At 71.6% G+C, this 18,596-nt stretch carries 13 protein-coding genes and 1 pseudogene; 4 read left to right on the top strand and 10 right to left on the bottom strand.

Translation table 11 applies throughout. The features are described from left to right. Positions 1-322: 322 nt before the first annotated feature. On the bottom strand, positions 323-1,270 hold the full coding sequence (locus ACIBCM_RS31675) for a 2-hydroxyacid dehydrogenase (RefSeq protein ID WP_399249293.1): 948 nt from the start codon (positions 1,268-1,270) through the stop codon (positions 323-325). Positions 1,271-1,547: 277 nt separating this feature from the next. Here ACIBCM_RS31675 and ACIBCM_RS31680 point away from each other — a divergent pair, with 277 nt between their 5' ends. From ACIBCM_RS31680 to ACIBCM_RS31690, 3 genes are all read left to right on the top strand, one after another. Then, positions 1,548-2,690, top strand: a complete 1,143-nt coding sequence (locus tag ACIBCM_RS31680; protein WP_399249295.1) for an aldo/keto reductase — start codon at positions 1,548-1,550, stop codon at positions 2,688-2,690. 612 nt (positions 2,691-3,302) lie between these two features. Further along, positions 3,303-4,454: a PQQ-dependent sugar dehydrogenase gene (locus ACIBCM_RS31685; RefSeq protein WP_399249366.1), complete on the top strand. Its 1,152-nt coding sequence runs from the start codon at positions 3,303-3,305 to the stop codon at positions 4,452-4,454. A 13-nt stretch (positions 4,455-4,467) separates the two neighbouring features. Further along, positions 4,468-4,680, top strand: a complete 213-nt coding sequence (locus ACIBCM_RS31690; protein WP_399249297.1) for a DUF6191 domain-containing protein — start codon at positions 4,468-4,470, stop codon at positions 4,678-4,680. Between the two features lie 351 nt (positions 4,681-5,031). Here ACIBCM_RS31690 and ACIBCM_RS31695 read toward each other — a convergent pair whose 3' ends face one another. The 6 genes and pseudogenes from ACIBCM_RS31695 to ACIBCM_RS31720 all read right to left on the bottom strand — a co-directional run bounded on the left by ACIBCM_RS31695 (position 5,032) and on the right by ACIBCM_RS31720 (position 13,318). Continuing rightward, a complete protein-coding gene (locus ACIBCM_RS31695) occupies positions 5,032-8,109 on the bottom strand; it encodes an AAA family ATPase (RefSeq protein ID WP_399249367.1) in 3,078 nt (1,025 codons plus the stop codon). Positions 8,110-8,200: 91 nt separating this feature from the next. Then, entirely contained in the window at positions 8,201-8,371 is a 171-nt protein-coding gene (locus ACIBCM_RS31700; protein ID WP_399249299.1) for a hypothetical protein, read from the bottom strand. Between the two features lie 341 nt (positions 8,372-8,712). Further along, positions 8,713-9,465, bottom strand: a pseudogene (locus tag ACIBCM_RS31705) (GNAT family N-acetyltransferase); the annotation flags it as partial. Between the two features lie 59 nt (positions 9,466-9,524). Beyond that, positions 9,525-10,247, bottom strand: a complete 723-nt coding sequence (locus ACIBCM_RS31710) for a hypothetical protein (RefSeq protein ID WP_399249301.1) — start codon at positions 10,245-10,247, stop codon at positions 9,525-9,527. A gap of 91 nt (positions 10,248-10,338) precedes the next feature. Then, on the bottom strand, positions 10,339-10,938 hold the full coding sequence (locus ACIBCM_RS31715; RefSeq protein WP_399249303.1) for a GNAT family N-acetyltransferase: 600 nt from the start codon (positions 10,936-10,938) through the stop codon (positions 10,339-10,341). A 127-nt stretch (positions 10,939-11,065) separates the two neighbouring features. Continuing rightward, positions 11,066-13,318, bottom strand: a complete 2,253-nt coding sequence (locus ACIBCM_RS31720) for an MMPL family transporter (RefSeq protein WP_399249305.1) — start codon at positions 13,316-13,318, stop codon at positions 11,066-11,068. Between the two features lie 409 nt (positions 13,319-13,727). Between ACIBCM_RS31720 and ACIBCM_RS31725 the strand changes: the two genes are divergently transcribed. Further along, on the top strand, positions 13,728-14,636 hold the full coding sequence (locus ACIBCM_RS31725; RefSeq protein ID WP_399249369.1) for a hypothetical protein: 909 nt from the start codon (positions 13,728-13,730) through the stop codon (positions 14,634-14,636). Positions 14,637-15,245: 609 nt separating this feature from the next. Here ACIBCM_RS31725 and gatB read toward each other — a convergent pair. From gatB to gatA, 3 genes are all read right to left on the bottom strand, one after another. After that, the gene (gatB, locus tag ACIBCM_RS31730; protein ID WP_399249307.1) at positions 15,246-16,757 is read right to left on the bottom strand and encodes an Asp-tRNA(Asn)/Glu-tRNA(Gln) amidotransferase subunit GatB; all 1,512 of its coding nucleotides are present in this window, start codon (positions 16,755-16,757) and stop codon (positions 15,246-15,248) included. A 17-nt stretch (positions 16,758-16,774) separates the two neighbouring features. Next, a complete protein-coding gene (locus ACIBCM_RS31735) occupies positions 16,775-17,014 on the bottom strand; it encodes a hypothetical protein (RefSeq protein WP_399249309.1) in 240 nt (79 codons plus the stop codon). 88 nt (positions 17,015-17,102) lie between these two features. Beyond that, positions 17,103-18,596, bottom strand: coding sequence for an Asp-tRNA(Asn)/Glu-tRNA(Gln) amidotransferase subunit GatA (gene gatA / locus ACIBCM_RS31740; RefSeq protein ID WP_399249311.1), 1,494 nt, complete (start codon positions 18,594-18,596; stop codon positions 17,103-17,105).

The following is an 18,596-nucleotide window of genomic DNA, read 5'->3' on the forward strand; positions in this document are numbered from 1 at the left end:
CGCGAGGGTCGTCGTCGGCGTCCCCGCCGCGTCGGATCGGTCGTCCATCGGCCGTGCATCGCCCGTCGCCCCCCTCGAAGTCTGATCGGCAGTCAGGTCCGCGTCACCGCACCGCCGCATGCCCGGTGCAGCCCCCAAGTCGGGACGATACACCAGGATGGTCACTCAGGGACATAGGTCCTCTACTCTCAGTGACCATCTTTTCGGGTGCAGGCACGCGGAGCGATCGGATGACTTCGCGGAATTTTCGGCTGTGACGGAGTGCGGCGGTGTCCGGATCACTCCCTTCCGCGCCGGACCGGCGACTGACTGTGACGACGGCCTATTCGGTTGTACGTACGAGATTCGCCAGGGGTTCCCCGGCGGCGAACCGGGTGAGCTGCCGGGCGAGCAGCCGTGTGGCGCGGGGCATGAACGCGGAGGTCGAGCCGCCCACATGAGGGCTGATCAGCACACCAGGGGCATGCCAGAGCGGATGGCCCGCGGGCAGCGGCTCGGGGTCGGTGACGTCGAGCGCCGCCGTGATGCGCCCCCGCTCCACCTCCGCGAGAAGGGCCTTGGTGTCGACGACCGCACCGCGTGCCACGTTCACCAGTAGCGCGCCGTCCTTCATTCCGGCCAGAAAGTCGGCGTTCACCAGGCCCCTCGTCTGCTCGGTGAGCGGGGTGGAGAGGATCACCACATCCGCCTCGGGGACCAGGAGGGGCAGTTCGGTGAATGCGCGCACTTCCCCGCGCGCGGTGGTGCGGGGGGAGCGCGCGACGCGCGCCACCCGCGCGCACTCAAAGGGCGCAAGCCGGTCCTCGATGGCCGAGCCGATCGATCCGTATCCCACGATGAGCACCGACTTGTCCGCCAGGGCCGGATAGAAGCCCGCCCGCCACTCCTCGCGGTCCTGGCCGTGGGTGAAACCGGGGATTCCGCGCAGGGACGCGAGGGTGAGGGCGAGCGCGAGTTCGGCGGTGGACGCCTCGTGAACCCCTTTTGCGTTGCAGAGGCGCACACCGCTGTGCAGCGAGTCGAGGCCCGGCTCGACATGGTCCGTCCCGGCGGAGAGGGTCTGCACGACCCGCACCGAGGTCATCGCGGGCAGCGGGCGGACCGCGACCTCGGGCCTCATATACGGAACCGTGTAGAAGACACACCCGGCCGGATCGGCGGGGAACTCCGCCTCACCGTTCCAGAAGCGGTACCGGAAGCCCGACTCCTCGGGGGACGGCAGCCCCTCGATCTCGTCGGCGGGAATAGGAAGCCATATGTCAGAGGTCATGGTCAGGAGGTTAGGCCGTGTTGTCGCCGGGGCACCGTCCGGCCGTGGGCCCGGACCCCTCGGCGTCGGCCCCCTCGGGGTCCGTCGCAGGACGCCCGGCGGAGGGGCCGTCCCGCCCCGGGTACCCGTGGACGATCCCGGCCCAGGCGGCGCCCATGCGTACCGGAGCCGGGTTCTCGGCGATACACACCAGGGGCCCGCGTCTGGGAACGGGCGGGGGCGGGAGGCAGGCGGCCATTGGTTAGGTTGGTGGGCGGGCGAAGGAGGGGTACGGCAGGTGGAGCGCAGGGCGATCGGCGCGGGGGCACTGCGGGTGGGCGCGGTGGGGCTCGGCTGTATGCCGATGAGCTGGGCGTACACAGGCTCCCAGCAGCGCGGTGACCGCTCTCTGCGCACCGTCCACGCGGCCCTGGACGCGGGCTGCACCCTGCTGGACACGGCCGATGTGTACGGCCCCTTCACCAATGAGCTGCTCATCGGCCGTGCCCTGAAGGGGCGCCGGCGCGACGCCTTCGTCTCGACGAAGGTCGGGCTGCTCGCCGGGGACCAGCATGCCGTCGCCAACGGCCGTCCCGGCTATGTGAAGCGGGCCTGTGACGCCTCACTGCGGCGGCTGGGGACCGATGTGATCGATCTGTATCAGCTGCACCGCGCCGATCCGGAGGTCCCGGTCGAGGAGACCTGGGGAGCGATGGCGGAGCTGGTCGGCGCGGGGAAGGTACGGGCGCTGGGCGTGTGCGCGGTGGGGGCGCCCAGAGGTGCGGCGCGCGCGGGGAGCGTACGCGGCGGTACGGGGCAGGGCGCCGTGGGGCCCGACCGTGCGGTACCAGGGGTGCCGGGGCAGGGCGATGCTTCCGGGGCGGCACGAGGTCCTCGGCGCTCCGGTGCGGGCCCGGTACGCGGCGTCCGCGCGTCCGAGTACCTGTACGAGGGAACGATCCGCCAGCTGGAACGACTCCAGCAGGTGTTCCCGGTGAGCGCGGTCCAGGCGGAGTTGTCGGTCTGGTCGCCCGAGGCACTGGAGCGGCTGCTTCCCTGGTGCGGCGCACGGGGTGTGGGCTTCCTGGCCGCGATGCCCCTGGGAAACGGGTTTCTCACCGGGACGCTGACGCCGGGCCAGGGCTTCGAACCGGACGACCTCCGGGCGCACCACCCCCGCTTCACGGCCGAGATGATGGCGGCCAACCAGCCGCTGGTCGCGGGACTCCGCCGCGTCGCCGCCCGCCATGGACCGGCCATCACCCCGGCCCAGGTGGCCCTGGCGTGGGTCCTGCGCCAGGGCCCGCAGGTGGTGGTCGTGCCCGGTACGAAGCGCCCGGAATGGGCGCGGGAGAACGCGGCCGCGGTGGATGTCGGCCTGTCGGACCACGACGTGTCGGAGATCGCCCGCCTCCCGGACGCGCTGGGCTCCTGGGACTGACCGGGAGGGCCGCTCCGCGCGGGACGCTGTCCCGGCCCGGGAAACTTCGTGAGCGGGCGGGGCCGGTGAAAGGGGGCTCGGGAGCCCGTGGGACCGGTCGATGCGGGCGAGTGGAGCGGACGGGCAGCGGCGGTCGAGCCGCCCGGCGGGGTCGGCGGAGCCGTTAGGGGCGGCGGAGCCGGTGGGCGGGATCTTCGAGCCGCCGGGCGCCCGAGCGCGGCACGGGCCTCTGCGCATGCCGCGCGGTTCGGCGACGGGTCGTGGGCCCCGGGTCTGCCCGGCCCATCGGTACGGACGGAGGGACCACGGGTCCCACGCCCGTGTACGCCCTCGTGCGGCGGGCCTCTCAGCGCGCCGGGCCCTCGATCGTCGGCGCCCGAGCGTCGGCTCCCGAGCTCGCGCGCCGCTCCGGGCCCGGGGGCCGGACGCGGGCGCCGGACGGATACGCCGGACGCGGGGTCCGGTATGGAAACGCTGCTGCAACCGCTCCTGGAACCGGCCGGGAAACAGGGACGGAAGATCGGGAACCTGAGCGGCCCGGGCGGTGTAAGAAAGGTAGACACGTGCTCACACGGAGCCGTCGAAGGGATCAGAATCGTGCGACGTCCTGGTATGACGGCCGTCCTGGCCGCTTCCGTGCTGCTGTTCGCCGCCGGGTGCTCGTCCGGCGGCGACAAGACGCCGGACGGCCCGGAAGGGACGGCCTCCACGGCTCCGAAGCCGTCCGGATCCGCCTCGGGCGGCGCCTCGACACCGTCGGGACCGCCCGCGAAGGGCTCCGTGAAGGTCGTGTCGACCCTGACGGAGGGGCTGAAGTCACCGTGGGGCGCCGCCGCGCTCCCCGACGGTGATCTTCTGGTCGCCTCGCGCGACGAGGGCACGGTCACCCGGGTCGACGGCGAGAACGGCAAGCAGACGGTCATCGGCTCGGTGCCTGGTGTCGCCCCCGGGGGCGAGGGCGGTCTGCTGGGGCTCGCCCTCTCCCCCGAGTTCGCCTCCGACCGCCAGGTGTATGTGTACTTCACCACCGAGTCGGACAACCGCATCGCCCGTCTGCTGTACGACGAGCAGAAGCCCGCCGGCCAGCAGCTCGGCGCTCCGGACACGATCCTGCGGGACATCCCCAAGGGCATCGTGCACAACGGCGGAAGGATCGCGTTCGGCCCCGACAAGATGCTCTACGCGGGCACGGGCGAGACCGGCGACACCGGCCTGTCCCAGGACCGGAAGTCGCTCGCGGGGAAGATTCTCAGAATGACCTCCGACGGTCGGCCCGCGCCCGACAACCCCGAGGCGGATTCCCTCGTCTATTCACTGGGGCACCGCAATGTGCAGGGCCTCGCCTGGGACTCGGAGAAGCGTCTCTGGGCCTCGGAATTCGGTCAGAACACGTGGGACGAGCTGAATCTGATCGAGCCGGGCAAGAACTACGGCTGGCCGGAGGTGGAGGGCAAGGGCAGAAAGCCCGGATTCGTGGACCCGGTCGTCGAGTGGAAGACCTCGGAGGCGTCACCCAGCGGTATCGCGTATGCGGAGGGCTCGATCTGGATGGCGGCGCTGCGGGGAGAGAGACTCTGGCGAATCCCCCTCGCGGGGAAGGAACCTCTGGCAGCTCCCCAGTCGTTCCTCCAGGGAGAGTACGGCCGACTGCGCACCGTCATTTCGGCGGGCGGCTCCAAGGTTCTGCTGATCACCAGCGAAACGGACGGCAGGGGCTCGCCCGAGGCGGGGGACGACAAGATCCTCCAGCTGGAGGTGAAGTAGGGATGTGCCGCTGGTGTTCAACATATTCGAACAGCTCTTCGCGCCCGGCCGTAAGCATACGGACGACGAGCGCAACCGCCTGGCTCTGACCCGGACGGACGTCGGCGACGGCGACCCGGGCCGCGGCCCGATAGACCTCGCCTCGGGCAAAGTCACCGTGCGCGCGACCCGGCGCCGGACGGAAGACACCCCACCTCCACCCGACCAGCCCGACCAGGCAGCCTGAGCGGTCCGCCCCGGCCGTCCGACAAGCCCCGGCGCTGACGGAACCCGGCCGTCTGGTGAGGCGGGCCCTGACCGGCTGCCCGCCGTCCGGTCCGACCCCACCCGCCGTCCAGCGGGCCCTGCTCCGCTTCCGCCGCCCCCGGAGCGGGCCGACGGCGGAGACCGCGTACACGGTGAGCCCGTACGGGAATCGCCACGGCCCACAAGGTCCCCAGGGACCCGGCGCATACCGAGCCTGGCGCCCCGGAGGGCGTCCGCCCCGGGGCACTCCGCCGCCTCCGGAGCGCTGACCGGACAGCACAGCCCGGGCAGCGCCGGGGACGGCTGGGGGACGCGGTTCGTTCGGTGCGGCTCAGTTGCCCGCGGCGGGGGCCGGGGTCGGGAAGAGCCGGAGGCGGTGGGCGAGGGCTGCGGCCTCACCGCGGCCCGAGACACCGAGTTTGGACAGGATGTTCGAGACATGGACGCTCACCGTCTTGGGTGAGATGTAGAGCGCCTCGGCGATCTGGCGGTTGCTGCGGCCCACGGCGACCAGCCGGAGGACGTCCTCCTCCCGAGGAGTCAGGCCGAGTGCGAGCCCCGGGGCCGGTTCACGGGCGGTCGAGGCATCCGTGGAGGCCGTCGATGAGATGTCCGGGGTGAGCGGGATCCGGGCGCGCTGAGCCAGGAGGGCGATGTCCTCGGCGAGCGGACGCGCGCCCAGGGCACGGGCGGTCTCGGCGGACCGGCGGAGCAGTTCCGTGGCTCGGGTGCGGTCCGAGGGGAGCAGCGCCTCGGCCCAGCGGTAGCCGACCATCGCCAGCGGGTGCGGGCAGTCGGTCTGCTCGAACGCCTCGCCCGCCTCCTCCCAGTCCGCGGCGGTGTCCCGGCCGTCGGCGCGGCGGAGTTCGGCCCGGACCCAGCGCTCATAGGCGTTCCACCGCTGTGCGCCGGTGATCAGGGAACGAGCCAGTTCGCCCAGCCGGTCCAGGAACGCGGCGCGCCCCGGTTCCGCCGAGGGCAGACCGCGGGTGTCGGCCTCCAGCGCGGCGGCGAGGCGCAGGAGAGGCCAGGCATAACGCTGGGTGCCGGGCGGAAAGCCGTTCGCCACCGCTCGCTCGAACGCGGCACGGACGTCCGGCACCCGGCCTTCGGCCGCCGCGATACCGACGGTGATGGTATCCAGCATCAGAGAGCTGTGAGGCAGGGGGTCCTTGGAGCCGAAGTGGCCGTGGGCCGCCTTGAGATACTCTCCGGCTCCGGCCGTGTCACCACGGGCCAGGGCCAGTTCCGCGAGGCGCGTGGCCGCCCAGCCCAGGGGCTTGGGCCCCATCCCGATGCGCAGGGACCGCTCGGACGCCTGGAGGCTGTCCTCCCAGCGTCCGAGGGTGAAGTACGACTCCGACAGATTGCCCAGCACCCATGCCTCGGTGTCGACGAGGCCGTGCTTCCGGGACAGTTCGATCCCCTGGAGAAGGACGTCGACGGCATCCTCGGAGCGGCCGACCCCCTCCAGGGAGTTCGGCAGATTGACATGGACGCGGGCGATGAGGGAGGGCAGCTCCAGGGCGACGGAGCGCTCCTTGACCACGTACATCTCGGCGAGTCCCTCGTCGATCTGTCCCGCGTCGACCATCAGGGCGCCCAGGGAGAGGCGGGCGTCCAGTTCGGTCTGCTGCTCGCCGACCATACGGGCGTACTCCACGGCACGCTCGGCGGTCACCAGACTCTCCGGTCCCGGCTCGGCGAGCCGGGCCCAGCCCGCCACCTCGGCGAGCACCTCCGCGTGCACGGCGGACGGCGGCAGCCCGCGTACCAGTTCCTGCGCCTCGGCCAGTTCGTCCCAGCCGTCGCCGCGGCCGAGGGCGTTGACCAGCCGGGAGCGCTGCACCGAGAACCAGGCTCCGCGCAGCGGGTCCTGCTCCGCCTCCGCGAGGCGCTGCCCGCGTTTGGTGATCTTCAGCGCCCGTTCCCGGTCGCCGCTGAGCCGCCCCGCGACGCTGGCCTCGGCCAACAGATCGAGAAAGTGCAGCGGAGTCGCCGCGGGATTCCCGCCGTAAGCCGGGTACACCTCCGCGTGGTCGAGTGGCCGCAGTTCCCCCCGGACCTCGGCGGGGGCGCTGTCCCACAGCTCCATCGCCCGCTCCAGCAGCCGCAGTTGCTCGGCGTAGGCGTGCCGGCAGCGGGCCTCGACGGCCGCTTCGAGCACGGCGGGGAGCGCCTTGGCCGTGTCGCGCGCGCAGTACCAGTAGCTCGCGAGCCGCGCGGCCCGCTCCTCCTCCCGGACGAGCGTCGGATCGGCCTCCAGCGCCTGTGCGTACCGTCTGATGAGCCGGGTGCGCTCGGGGGGCAGCAGATCGTCGCTGACGGCCTCGCGGGCGAGGGCGTGCCGGAAGCGGTAGCCGTCGCCGTCCGGGGCGGGCTGGAGGATGTTCGCCCCGACGGCGGCCCGCAGGGCTTCGATGAGATCGTCCTCGGGCAGCCCGGCGACGGCGCGCAGCAGTCCGTACTCCACGGTCGAGCCGCCCTCGGCGACGATACGGGCGGCACGCTGGGCGTCCTCCGGGAGCGCCTCGACCCGGACGAGCAGGATGTCGCGCAGGGACTCCGGCAGGGCGCGGGGACTGCCCTCTGCGATGCTGCGGGCCAGCTCCTCGACGAAGAAGGCGTTGCCGTCGGAGCGTTCGAAGACGCTGTCGACCACTTCCGGTTCGGGCTCGGTGCCGAGAATTCCGGCGAGCTGCCGTCGGACCTCTCCGCGGTTGAAGCGGGTCAGCTCGATGCGCTCCAGGGTCCGGGTGCGGTCCAGCTCGGCGAGGAAGGGCCGCAGCGGGTGACGGCGGTGCACATCGTCGGAACGGTAGGTCGCGACGATGACGAGCCGCCCGCGGCGCAGGGTACGGGTGAGATAGGCGAGCAGATGGCGTGTGGAGGCGTCCGCCCAGTGCAGATCCTCCAGGACGAGCAGAACCGTACGGTCGGCGGCTATGCGCTCCAGCAGCCGGGTGGTCAGCTCGAAGAGGCGGGCCATGCCCTCGTCGTCGTATCCGCTCCGTGCGCCCTGTGGGCGCTCGCCCAGCTCGGGCAGGAGCCGGGCCAGTTCCTGCTCCTGCCCGGCAGCGGCGGCGGCCAGCTCACCGGGCAGCTGGCGGTACAGCGAGCGGAGCGCGGCCGAGAACGGCGCGAACGGCAGCCCGTCGCCGCCGATCTCGACGCAGGCGCCGAGCGCGACGACGACATCCCGGCGCCGCGCCTCCTCGTGCAGTTCCTCGACGAGGCGCGTCTTGCCGACACCGGCCTCACCGCCGATGAGCAGCGCCTGCGGATCCCCGGGATGGTCCGCGGTGCCCTCGCCGGAAGCGCGGAGCAGCGCGCGGGTGAGCACCGACAGCTCACTCGCGCGTCCCACGAACACCGGACTGACAGATCTCGTCTCCACACCGCCGAGCATCGCACAGGGGTCCGACATCGAGGCGGCCCCGGACACCGCGCCTGTGGACAACGCGTGCGGCGCCGGGCCGCCCGGGAGGACGGTCATCGGTTCAGGCGGCCCTGGCGAACCGTTCACCGGGTTGACTCACCCGGCCCTCCGCTTCCTTTCCGGACTTCCTTGCGGCCCGGCGCGCCCGGCGGATCCTCCGGACGAGGCGGTAGTTGTCGGCCTCCTGGACCAGCTCGGCCCGGCGGATCCGCTGGAGCTCGTACGCGAACATGTCGTACCCCCTGATGGTGAGTGTTCCGGCGCTGCTGTGCCGTATCACCAGCCTCGCTTCCCAGAGGGGTCCGCCACATCGGGAGAGTTCCGCATCTTCGGGCGCGGAGGGCCTTAGACCGGACCCCGGCACCGCGGTGTATTCCCGTCACGGTCCTCAGGTCCCCGCTCGCCGTCGTCCTCAGAGTCCTCAGACGCCCCCGGACCCCCGGCCGGTCCAGGTCCTCCGGCCGGTCCGGGTGCTCCGGCCGGTCCGGGACCTCCAGGGCCTTCGAACGCGCTCCGGCCTTCAACGAACGCAGCCTGTTGACGGTGGTCTGTCACGGCCCCGCAGACATCACGGATATACGGGGTCGTCGTCGCGAGCGCCCGGAAGCCGAGGCGCTCAAGGATCGGGCGGCTCTCGGCGGACGCGTCGACCTGGAGGAAGCGGCAGCCGCTCGCGGCGGCGATACGGGCCCGGTGGGCGACCAAGGCGCGGTAGATCCCGCGGCCCCGCCAGCCGGGGCGGGTGCCGCCTCCCCACAGAGAGGCGAACCCGGTCCCGGGGTGCAGATCCATCCGCGCGGCGCACACCGGCACCTCACCGGCCATCGCCACGGTCATGACCCGGGTGTCCCGGCCCAGCTCCCGCAGCAGTTGTTCCCTCATCGGGCCGGCTACCGGGCCGAAGGCCAGATCGTGCACCTCCGTCATCAGGGCCACGCCCTCGGGGTCGGTGACGTCCCTGAGCCGTACGCCGGCGGGAAGTTCGGGTTCCCGGGGCAGAGCGGTGATCTCCGCGATCATCAGCGTCTCGGCGGGTTCCGTGGTGAAACCCGCCGCCAGCAGCCGGGCGCCGAGGTCGGCGGGCCGGTCGTGGGAGTACAGCTTCCACTCGAAGTCCTGCCCGAGGGCCGTGAAGTACGCGACCTGCGCGGCGACGGCGGCATCGGCGGTGGTCTCGTCCAGGCCGGACCAGAGGACGCCGTTCCAGTCGGCCCCGGTATGCCGTACGACGTCACCGACCCGTTCGACACTGGTTCCGGGACTGTCGTCGGCGAAATCCCTGCGAAGCCGGCGGTCGAACAGGGCGAGCAGCTCGTCATGGTCCATCCGCACATTGGAGCACCGGCCCGAGGCCGGTACCACCGGCTTTCCCCGGCCCGCGGGCGTCAGGAACCCGCGCTGGGCAGGGACAGCAGAAGATCGAAGTACATGCCGAGCGAGACGAGCAGCCCGAGGCCGCCGAAAGCGGTTCCGGCGACGGCGAAGGCCCGTACCCAGCCGGGCTTGCGCGGCCTGGTGAGCACGGCGACACCGATGAGCAGCGCGACGAAGGCGAAGATGCCGTTGACGAAGGCGGTGGTGTGCCAGGCGTCACCGTAGATCGCGGAGATCTGTTCGGCGGGGCTGCTGCCCTGGGAGGTTTCGAGCTGACCGATCAGCGTACGGCGTTCGGCGGCGACCCGGCCGACCCAGGTGCCGCTGAGGCTCACCACGCCGAGTCCGGCGGCGATGACACCCGCGGCGGCGGACAGCAGCCCGGAGGACACCCGCGGGGCCGCCGAGTCACCGTCGCTCTCCAGCCGGCCGTCGTCCTCCAGCCCGTCTTCGTCCTCCGGCTCACCGCCGCTCTCCGGCCCGTCGTCGGCCATCGGCCCGCTGCTCCCGGACGGCCCGGCGGGGTCGCTGTTCCCGGCCGGCCCGGCGCCCTCGGCGCCCTCGGAGTCGGAGTGCGCGTGGCCGCCGGCGTTCCCGGTGGGACGGGATCCGGCGTCGGCGGACTCCACGGTCCCGGTGCTTCCGGCCGCCGTCCCGGTGGGCTCGGTGGTCTGCTCCCGCTCCCCGGGCGGGGTCGTCGTTCCCGTGGTCTTCTCGGTTTCTGTGGGGTTCATACGGCGCACGCTAGGCGGCCTGTCTGAGAGTCCCCTTAACGCCCCCGCCGTTCCCCTTCGCCGCCCCGCTCCGAAAGGTTTCCGCCACGGCTCAGAAGGCCGCCCGGGAAGCCGCCCGCCGCTCCCGCCACTCCGGGGCGAGCACCGACCAGACCTCCATGTCGTGCCGTACACCGCCGTACGCGTATGCCTCCCGGAGAATCCCGTCCCGCCGCATCCCCAGCCGCTCGGCGACCCGGACGCTGGCGCTGTTGCCGGTGGCGACCACCCATTCGACTCGGTGCATTCCGCGTTCCTCCACCGCCCAGTCGATGATGAACTCGGCCGCGCGGGTGACGAGTCCGCGGCCCACACCGGCGGGTTCCAGCCAACAGCCGGCCTCGCAGTTGCCGGCGGCGGGGTCGAAGACCCGGAAGAGCACACCGCCGACCAGGGTCCCCTCCCGCCAGATGCCGTAGATCCGGCCGCCGTCGGCCGCCTGCTTCTCGGCGTACGACTGGAGGAAGGCCCTCGCCGACTCCAGGTCCTTCGCGGCGTCCGCCAGGCCGATGAAGCGTCCGATGAACGCGCGCCCCCGGTCGATGTGGGCGAGGAACTCCTCGGCCTGCCAGGGCTCCAGGGGGCGCAGTTCCGCTGCCCCGGCGCGCGTCGGATCCGGTTCGCCCGCCGGATCCAGGGGGATCGCGAACATCGCCTTGTCTCTCCTCACTCCATAGGTCACGGCACCCGCCGCACGGTCAGGCACGGGCTCCACGGGCCGGGCAGGAACCGCACGGATCAGGCACGAGCCCCGCCGGTCACGGCACGGGCCCCGCGCGTCACGGCACCAGCCGGGTGCCGCCGCTCGTGTGCTGCTGTTCGGGGATCCTCGCATCCACTCCCCGGCCGGGGTTCTCGATGCTGATCCGGGGAAGGCGCCGGTCCAGCCAGCGCGGGAGCCACCAGTTCGCGCCACCGAGCAGATGCATGAGAGCCGGGACGAGGAGCGTACGCAGGACGAACGCGTCGAGGGCGACGGCGGCGGCCAGCGCGATCCCGAACATGGCGATGACCCGGTCGCCGCTGAGCACGAAGGCGAGGAAGACCGAGATCATGATCACGGCGGCGGAGTTGATCACCCGGCCGGTCTCGGCGAGGCCCACCCGGACGGCCCGGCGGTTGTCGCCGGTCTCCAGCCACTCCTCGTACATCCTGCTGACCAGGAAGACCTGGTAGTCCATGGAGAGCCCGAAGAGCACCGAGACCATGATGACCGGCAGGAACGGCTCGATCGGGCCCGCTCTCCCGAGGCCCAGCAGTTCGCTCCCCCAGCCCCACTGGAAGATCGCGACGACGACGCCGAAGGAGGAGGCGACGGCGGCGATGTTCATTGCTGCGGCCTTCAGCGGGATGCCGATGGACCGGAAGGCGAGCAGCAGGAGCAGACAGCCGAAGGTGATGACGACACCGACGAAGAGGGGCAGTTTGCCGACGATGATCTCGGCGAAGTCGTCGTACCCGGCGGTGACACCGCCGACATGGACCTTCAGGGGCGTACCGTCCGCGGCGGTGTCGGTCGCCGCGGGCAGCAGATCGTCGCGGAGCCGGTCGACGAGCGCGCTGGTGTCCTTCGACTGGGGCGCCGAGTCGGGTACGACGGTGAGCAGGGCCGTGTCACCGCTGTCGTTGTACGTGACCGGGCCGACCGACGCGATGCCCTCGGCGCCCCTGAGCGCCTCGGGGAGCCGGTCCATGGTGAGCCGGTCGGCGGCGCCGTCGAGCCGGGCGACGAGGGTCAGCGGGCCGTTGACGCCGGGGCCGAAGCCTCCCCCGGAGCCCTCGCCCTGGTCCGGGCCGCCGTGGGCCAGCAGGTCGTACGCCTTGCGGGTGGTGGACGAGGCCGGGTTGTTGCCCTGGTCGGAGGTGCCGAGGTGGAGTGAGAGGGCGGGCAGCGCGAGGACGGCCATCACGACGACGGCGACGGTTCCGAGGAGCTTGGGCCGGCGTTCCACGAACGCGGACCAGCGGGCCGCGAAGCCCGTCGGCACCTCGGGCCGGGGCCCGTGCTCGGCCAGCCTCCGGCGCTCACGCCCGCTGAGCGCCCGCATGCCGATGTACGAGAGCAGCGCGGGCAGCAGGGTCACGGACGCGGCCACCGTGAGGACGACGGTGAGGCAGGCGGCGATCGCCACACCGTTGAGGAAGCTGAGCCGCAGGATGAGCATCCCGAGGAGCGCGATACAGACGGTGGCTCCGGCGAAGACGACGGCCCGGCCGGTGGTGGCGACGGCGTTCCGGGCCGATTCGGCGACTCCCAGCCCCGCGCGCAGGCCCTTGCGGTGGCGGGTGACGATGAAGAGGGCGTAGTCGATACCGACGCCGAGACCGATCAGCATGCCCAGCATCGGGGCGAAGTCGGCGACGGTCATCACATGGCCGAGGAGGACGATTCCCGCGTACGCCGTGCCGACGGACACGACGGCGGTGGCGATCGGGAGCAGGCTGGCGGCGAGGGAGCCGAAGGCCAGGAAGAGGACGGCGGCGGCGACGGCCACGCCGACGACCTCGGCCAGGTGGCCGGGGGACGACTCGGTCAGGGCGATCGCCGTACCGCCCATCTCGACCTGGACGCCATCGGTCCGGGCCGCCTCCGCCGTGTCGATCACCGCGGTGACATGCGATGCGGGGATGGCGTCGGCGCCCTGGTCGAAGGTGACGGTGGCGTAGGCGGTGTGCCCGTCGTCGCTGATCTGCGCGGCGCCCTCCGCCGCGTACGGACTGCTGACGGAGGCGACCGAGTCGAGCCGTGCGACCTCGTCGAGCATGTCCGACATGCGTTCCTGGACGGGCGTCGCGCGGACGCTGCCCTCCATGGTGTGCCAGACGATGGTGTCGCTGTCGCCGCTCTGCCCCGGGAAGCCCTCCTCGATGAGGGCGGTGGCCCGGCCGGACTCGGTGCCCGGTACTTCGTAGTCGTTGGAGTACGAGGTTCCGGCGATGCCCGCCGCGACCGCGACGCCCGCGCAGGTGAGCAGCCAGATCAGTAGAGCGACGAGGCGGTGCGTGATGCACCACCGGGCGATGGCTGCCAACGGACGTGCTCCCTGGGTGGTTCGCGGATCTTTGACTGGGAACAGCCCGCAAAGATTCTTGGAACGCGATGATTCTTGGAACGCAAAGAACTCATGGCCTACGAGAACCACTCTGGCAGCCAATCGTGATCGTTTGCCCCTTTCAGGCCCGTTTCGTGGGCTTACTCACAGGCTCACCCCGGGGGTCCGCTCCAGCGCGCCGCTGAGTTTGCTCCGAGATTTGCTCATGGGATTACTCCGGGTCCGTACCCCCACTCAGGCCATCGGCTTGATCATCGGCTTGATCACGGGGGTGCGGCACGGTGGGGCGGCGTGGCGGTCCGGGCGTCCGGGGCGCCGGGCGGGGCCGCCGTACGTCCGTGACTGTGGCTCGTCACGGGCCGGTCGATTGTCGGTGGCGGCTGGCACGATGGAGGGCATGGAGACCACGGGGACCAACCTGCCGGCCCTTGACCACGGCCGCGCCGCGGAGTTCGCGCTGATGCTGCACGACACACCCGAGGCACATCTGGGACGGGCCCCGGTGCCGGTGCTCGCCTATGAGCCACGGGCCTCGCTCCGGGAGCGCCGTGACGCCTTTCACGGTGTGTACGCGGCGATCGTCGCCCGCGTCGGGGAGCCGACGATCTACGGCGGCTCGGCGTCCGGGCCCAATGTCCGCTGGCGGGATGCCGGAAGGACCGTCCTGCTCCACGGGACCGCGCACTGGGCCCTGCTCTCGGTGCACGACACGGACGAACTGGAACGGGCGGAGCACCGCAGCTTCGCATGGACGGGGGGCTGGTCGGCGGCGGAGCCGCACGACTTCGACCTGCTGCCGTATCTGTGGCAGCTGGACCGCGGCGGCCCCGGCGAACGGCCGGCGGAGCGCACGGGCGGCCGGATGGCCTCCTGTCTCGAACACTTCGAGAGCGCGCTGGAGTTGATGCTCGCCGCCTGGGTGGAGCAGCTTCCGGTGCAGGTCGGACGCGACTGGGCGGGCTTCAGTCTGACCAGTACGGCCGACCGGGGCCGTCAGCTCCAGGTCTCGTACGCCCTGGGGGACGGTCTGCATGTCTCGGTGGACGACCGCGACGGCGGGGACAGCTCCGAGCACGCCCGCATGATGCACTCGCGCGGCTGGCACTCCCGGGACCGCGGCTGGTGGCAGGCCGAGTTCCCGGAGCCCGAGCGGGCCGAGACGACCGAGGCGGCCCGGCTGGCGATGGCGGAGCTGCGGGCACGGGGCACACGCGAGCCGAAGGAACTGCGGGCGCGGGACGTCAGCTGCAAGGACCGCGGCGAGCTGCTGCTTCCGGGCCTGGGTATACGGCACTGACGCCGTCCGTCCTGCCCGGCCGGACGTCCCGGACCGGCGGGAAAGGCTGTCCGGGACGGGAGACCGGAGCAGGGGCGGGTACGGGGAGCCCTGGCGGGAGGCGGCCCGGTACGAGGGCCCCGGGCCGGCGGGGGTCCGCACAAGCGGCGATCCGGGTGGCACGAGGGGTTCCCGAGCACCGGGACACGCAGGGGACGGACTGCGCAAGGGCCATACGAGCCAGTGCGTACGGACTCCGTGGACGGCGGCGCGAATCGGGACGGACCGCACAAGACCCCGTACACACCGCCGTTCGGGGCCCGGACCCCAGGAGCCCGACCGGTGTTCAGGGCCGGGCCGGGGAGGTGTCGCGGGACGGGTGACGGCCGGGGGCCGCGGGCGCAAGAGCCGTACAAGCCAAAGCGGTACGCACCGGAGGCGGGCCGCGACCGGATGGCGCGGGCCCGCCCCTGGGGTGTCACTGCGGCTGTTTCCGGCGGAGGCCACCGTGTGTTCACGGAGGCCCACCGCCGGGCGGAAGCCGACGTCTGCCGACGTCTGTCGACGAAGGCCGTCGCTTTCCCGGCGACGGCCACCGCCTGCTCACGGAGGCCGTCGGCGGAAGGGCCGTCAGCCCTCGGACACTCCGAGCTTCTCCAGGATCAGCTCCTTGACCCGAGCCGCGTCCGCCTGGCCCCGGGTGGCCTTCATGACCGCGCCGACCAGCGCGCCCACGGCGGCGACCTTGCCACCGCGGATCTTGTCCGCGACGGCCGCGTTGGAGGCGATGGCCTCGTCGACGGCCGTCCCGAGGGCGCCCTCGTCCGAGACGACCTTCAGACCGCGCTTGTCGACCACGGTGTCCGGGTCACCTTCACCGGCGAGCACACCCTCGATGACCTGACGGGCGAGCTTGTCGTTGAGATCGCCCGAGGCCACCAGCGCGGTGACCCTGGCGACCTGCTCCGGCGTGATCGGCAGCTCGTCCAGCGGGCGGCCGGACTCATTGGCGTTCCGGGCCAGCTCGCCCATCCACCACTTGCGCGCCTGGTCGGCCGGGGCGCCCGCGTCCGTCGTGGCGACGATCAGATCGACCGCGCCCGCGTTGAGGATCGACTGCATGTCGTGCTCGGAGACGCCCCACTCCTCGCGGAGGCGGTTGCGGCGGACCCGCGGCAGCTCCGGCAGGGACGCCCGCAGCTCCTCGACCCACTCACGGGACGGTGCGACGGGGACGAGGTCGGGCTCCGGGAAGTACCGGTAGTCCTCGGCCTCCTCCTTCACCCGGCCGGAGGTGGTGGAGCCGTCCTCCTCGTGGAAGTGACGGGTCTCCTGCACGATCGTGCCACCGGATTCGAGCACCGCGGCGTGCCGCTGGATCTCGTACCGGGCGGCGCGCTCGACCGAGCGAAGGGAGTTGACGTTCTTGGTCTCACTCCGGGTACCGAAGCGGTCCGCGTCCTTCCGCATCAGCGACAGATTGACGTCGCACCGCATCTGGCCCATCTCCATACGGGCCTCGGAGACGCCGAGCGCCCTGATCAGCTCGCGCAGCTCGGCGACGTACGCCTTGGCGACCTCGGGCGCGCGCGCACCCGCGCCGGTGATCGGCTTGGTGACGATCTCGATCAGCGGGATGCCGGCGCGGTTGTAGTCGAGCAGGGAGTGGGACGCGCCGTGGATACGGCCGGTGGCGCCGCCGACATGGGTCGACTTGCCGGTGTCCTCCTCCATATGGGCGCGCTCGATCTCCACACGGAAGGTCTCCCCGTCCTCCAGCTGGACGTCCAGATAGCCGTTGAAGGCGATCGGCTCGTCGTACTGGGAGGTCTGGAAGTTCTTCGGCATGTCCGGATAGAAGTAGTTCTTCCGGGCGAAGCGGCACCACTCGGCGATCTCGCAGTTCAGCGCGAGACCGATCTTGACGGCGGACTCCACTCCGATCGCGTTGACGACCGGGAGGGATCCGGGCAGACCGAGACAGGTCGGGCAGGTCTGGCTGTTGGGCTCGGCGCCCAGCCCGGTGGAACAGCCGCAGAACATCTTGGTCTTCGTACCGAGTTCGACATGGACCTCAAGGCCCATGACGGGGTCGTACCCGGCGAGAGCCGCCTCGTACGACACCAGTTCAGTGACGGTCACGGTGAAAACAATCCCTCTCAGCCGAACAGGACGTCGTCGTCGCCGATGCGCTTCAGCTCGCGCACCAGCAGAGCGACGCCCGTGATGATGGCGGCGGCGGAGATCGCTGCGTCGACGAGCCGGAGCGTGTCGTGCTCGCTGCGGGCCTTCTTCGCCTGCTTCAGCACATTGACCGCGCCGAACGCGGTGGTACCGATCGACAGGTAGGTCCCCGTCTTCGACTTCTTGAAGCTCTTGGCCTTGTTCAGTGCGCTCATGGTGTCCCTCCGTTCGCTTCTCCGCCCGCACGGCGCAGAGGCACGGCGTTCATGGTCGTCCGCGGGCCGGCGGCCGTGGATGTGTCCTTCACAGTGACGGGGCCTCCTCCAGCAGCGCGTGCCCCCACCTTTCCACGAAGGCGGCCTCGACGGCGGCGCCGACCTTGTACAGCCGGTCGTCCTTCATGGCGGGGGCGATGATCTGCAGACCGACCGGAAGGTTGTCCTCCGGGGCCAGACCGCACGGCAGCGACATCGCGGCGTTGCCCGCCAGGTTGGACGGGATCGTGCACAGATCGGCGAGGTACATCGCCATCGGGTCGTCGGCGCGCTCGCCGATGGGGAACGCGGTCGTCGGGGTCGTCGGCGAGACGATCACGTCGACCTGCTCGAACGCCCGGTCGAACTCCCGCTTGATGAGCGTACGGACCTTCTGGGCGCTGCCGTAGTACGCGTCGTAGTAGCCGGAGCTGAGCGCGTACGTACCGAGCATGATGCGGCGCTTGACCTCGTCGCCGAATCCGGCCTCACGGGTGAGGGCGGTGACGTCCTCCGCGGACCTCGTTCCGTCGTCGCCGACTCGCATGCCGTACCGCATGGCGTCGAAGCGCGCGAGGTTCGAGGAGCACTCGGAGGGCGCGATCAGGTAGTACGCGGAGAGCCCGAGGTCGAAGGACGGGCAGTCCAGCTCGACGATCTCCGCGCCCAGCTCCTTCAGCAGGGTGACGGCCTCGTCGAAGCGCTGGACCACGCCTGCCTGGTAGCCCTCGCCGCGGAACTGCTTGACGACGCCGACGCGCATGCCCTCCACGCTGCCGTTGCGGGCGGCCTCGACGACGGACGGAACCGGGGCGTCGATGGAGGTGGAGTCCAGCGGGTCGTGCCCGGCGATGACCTCGTGCAGCAGCGCGGCGTCCAGAACCGTACGGGCACAGGGGCCGCCCTGGTCGAGCGAGGACGAGAACGCCACCATGCCGTAGCGCGAGACCCCCCCGTAGGTGGGCTTCACACCGACCGTTCCGGTGACGGCCGCGGGCTGGCGGATCGAGCCGCCGGTGTCCGTGCCGATGGCGAGCGGGGCCTCGTACGAGGCGAGAGCGGCGCTCGACCCGCCACCGGAGCCGCCGGGGATCCGGGCCAGGTCCCAGGGGTTGCCCGTGGGGCCGTACGCGCTGTTCTCGGTCGACGACCCCATGGCGAACTCGTCCATGTTCGTCTTGCCGAGAATGACGACGTCCGCGTCCTTCAGCCTGCGCGTGACGGTGGCGTCGTACGGCGGGATCCAGCCTTCGAGGATCTTGGAACCGACGGTCGTCGGAACGCCCTCGGTGGTGAAGATGTCCTTCAGCGCGAGCGGTACGCCCGCGAGGGGGCCCAGCTTCTCACCGGCGGCGCGCTTGGCGTCCACGGCGCGGGCCTGGGCGAGCGCGCCCTCCCGGTCGATGTGCAAGAACGCGTGCACCTTCTCGTCGACCGCGTCGATACGGGCCAGATGGGCCTCGGTGACCTCGACGGCCGTCAGGTCGCCCGTGGCGATCCTCGCGGCGATCTCGGCCGCGGTGAGCTTGATGATGTCCGTCAT

This window comes from Streptomyces sp. NPDC051018, from assembly GCF_044456085.1.
Taxonomy (GTDB): Bacteria; Actinomycetota; Actinomycetes; order Streptomycetales; family Streptomycetaceae; genus Streptomyces.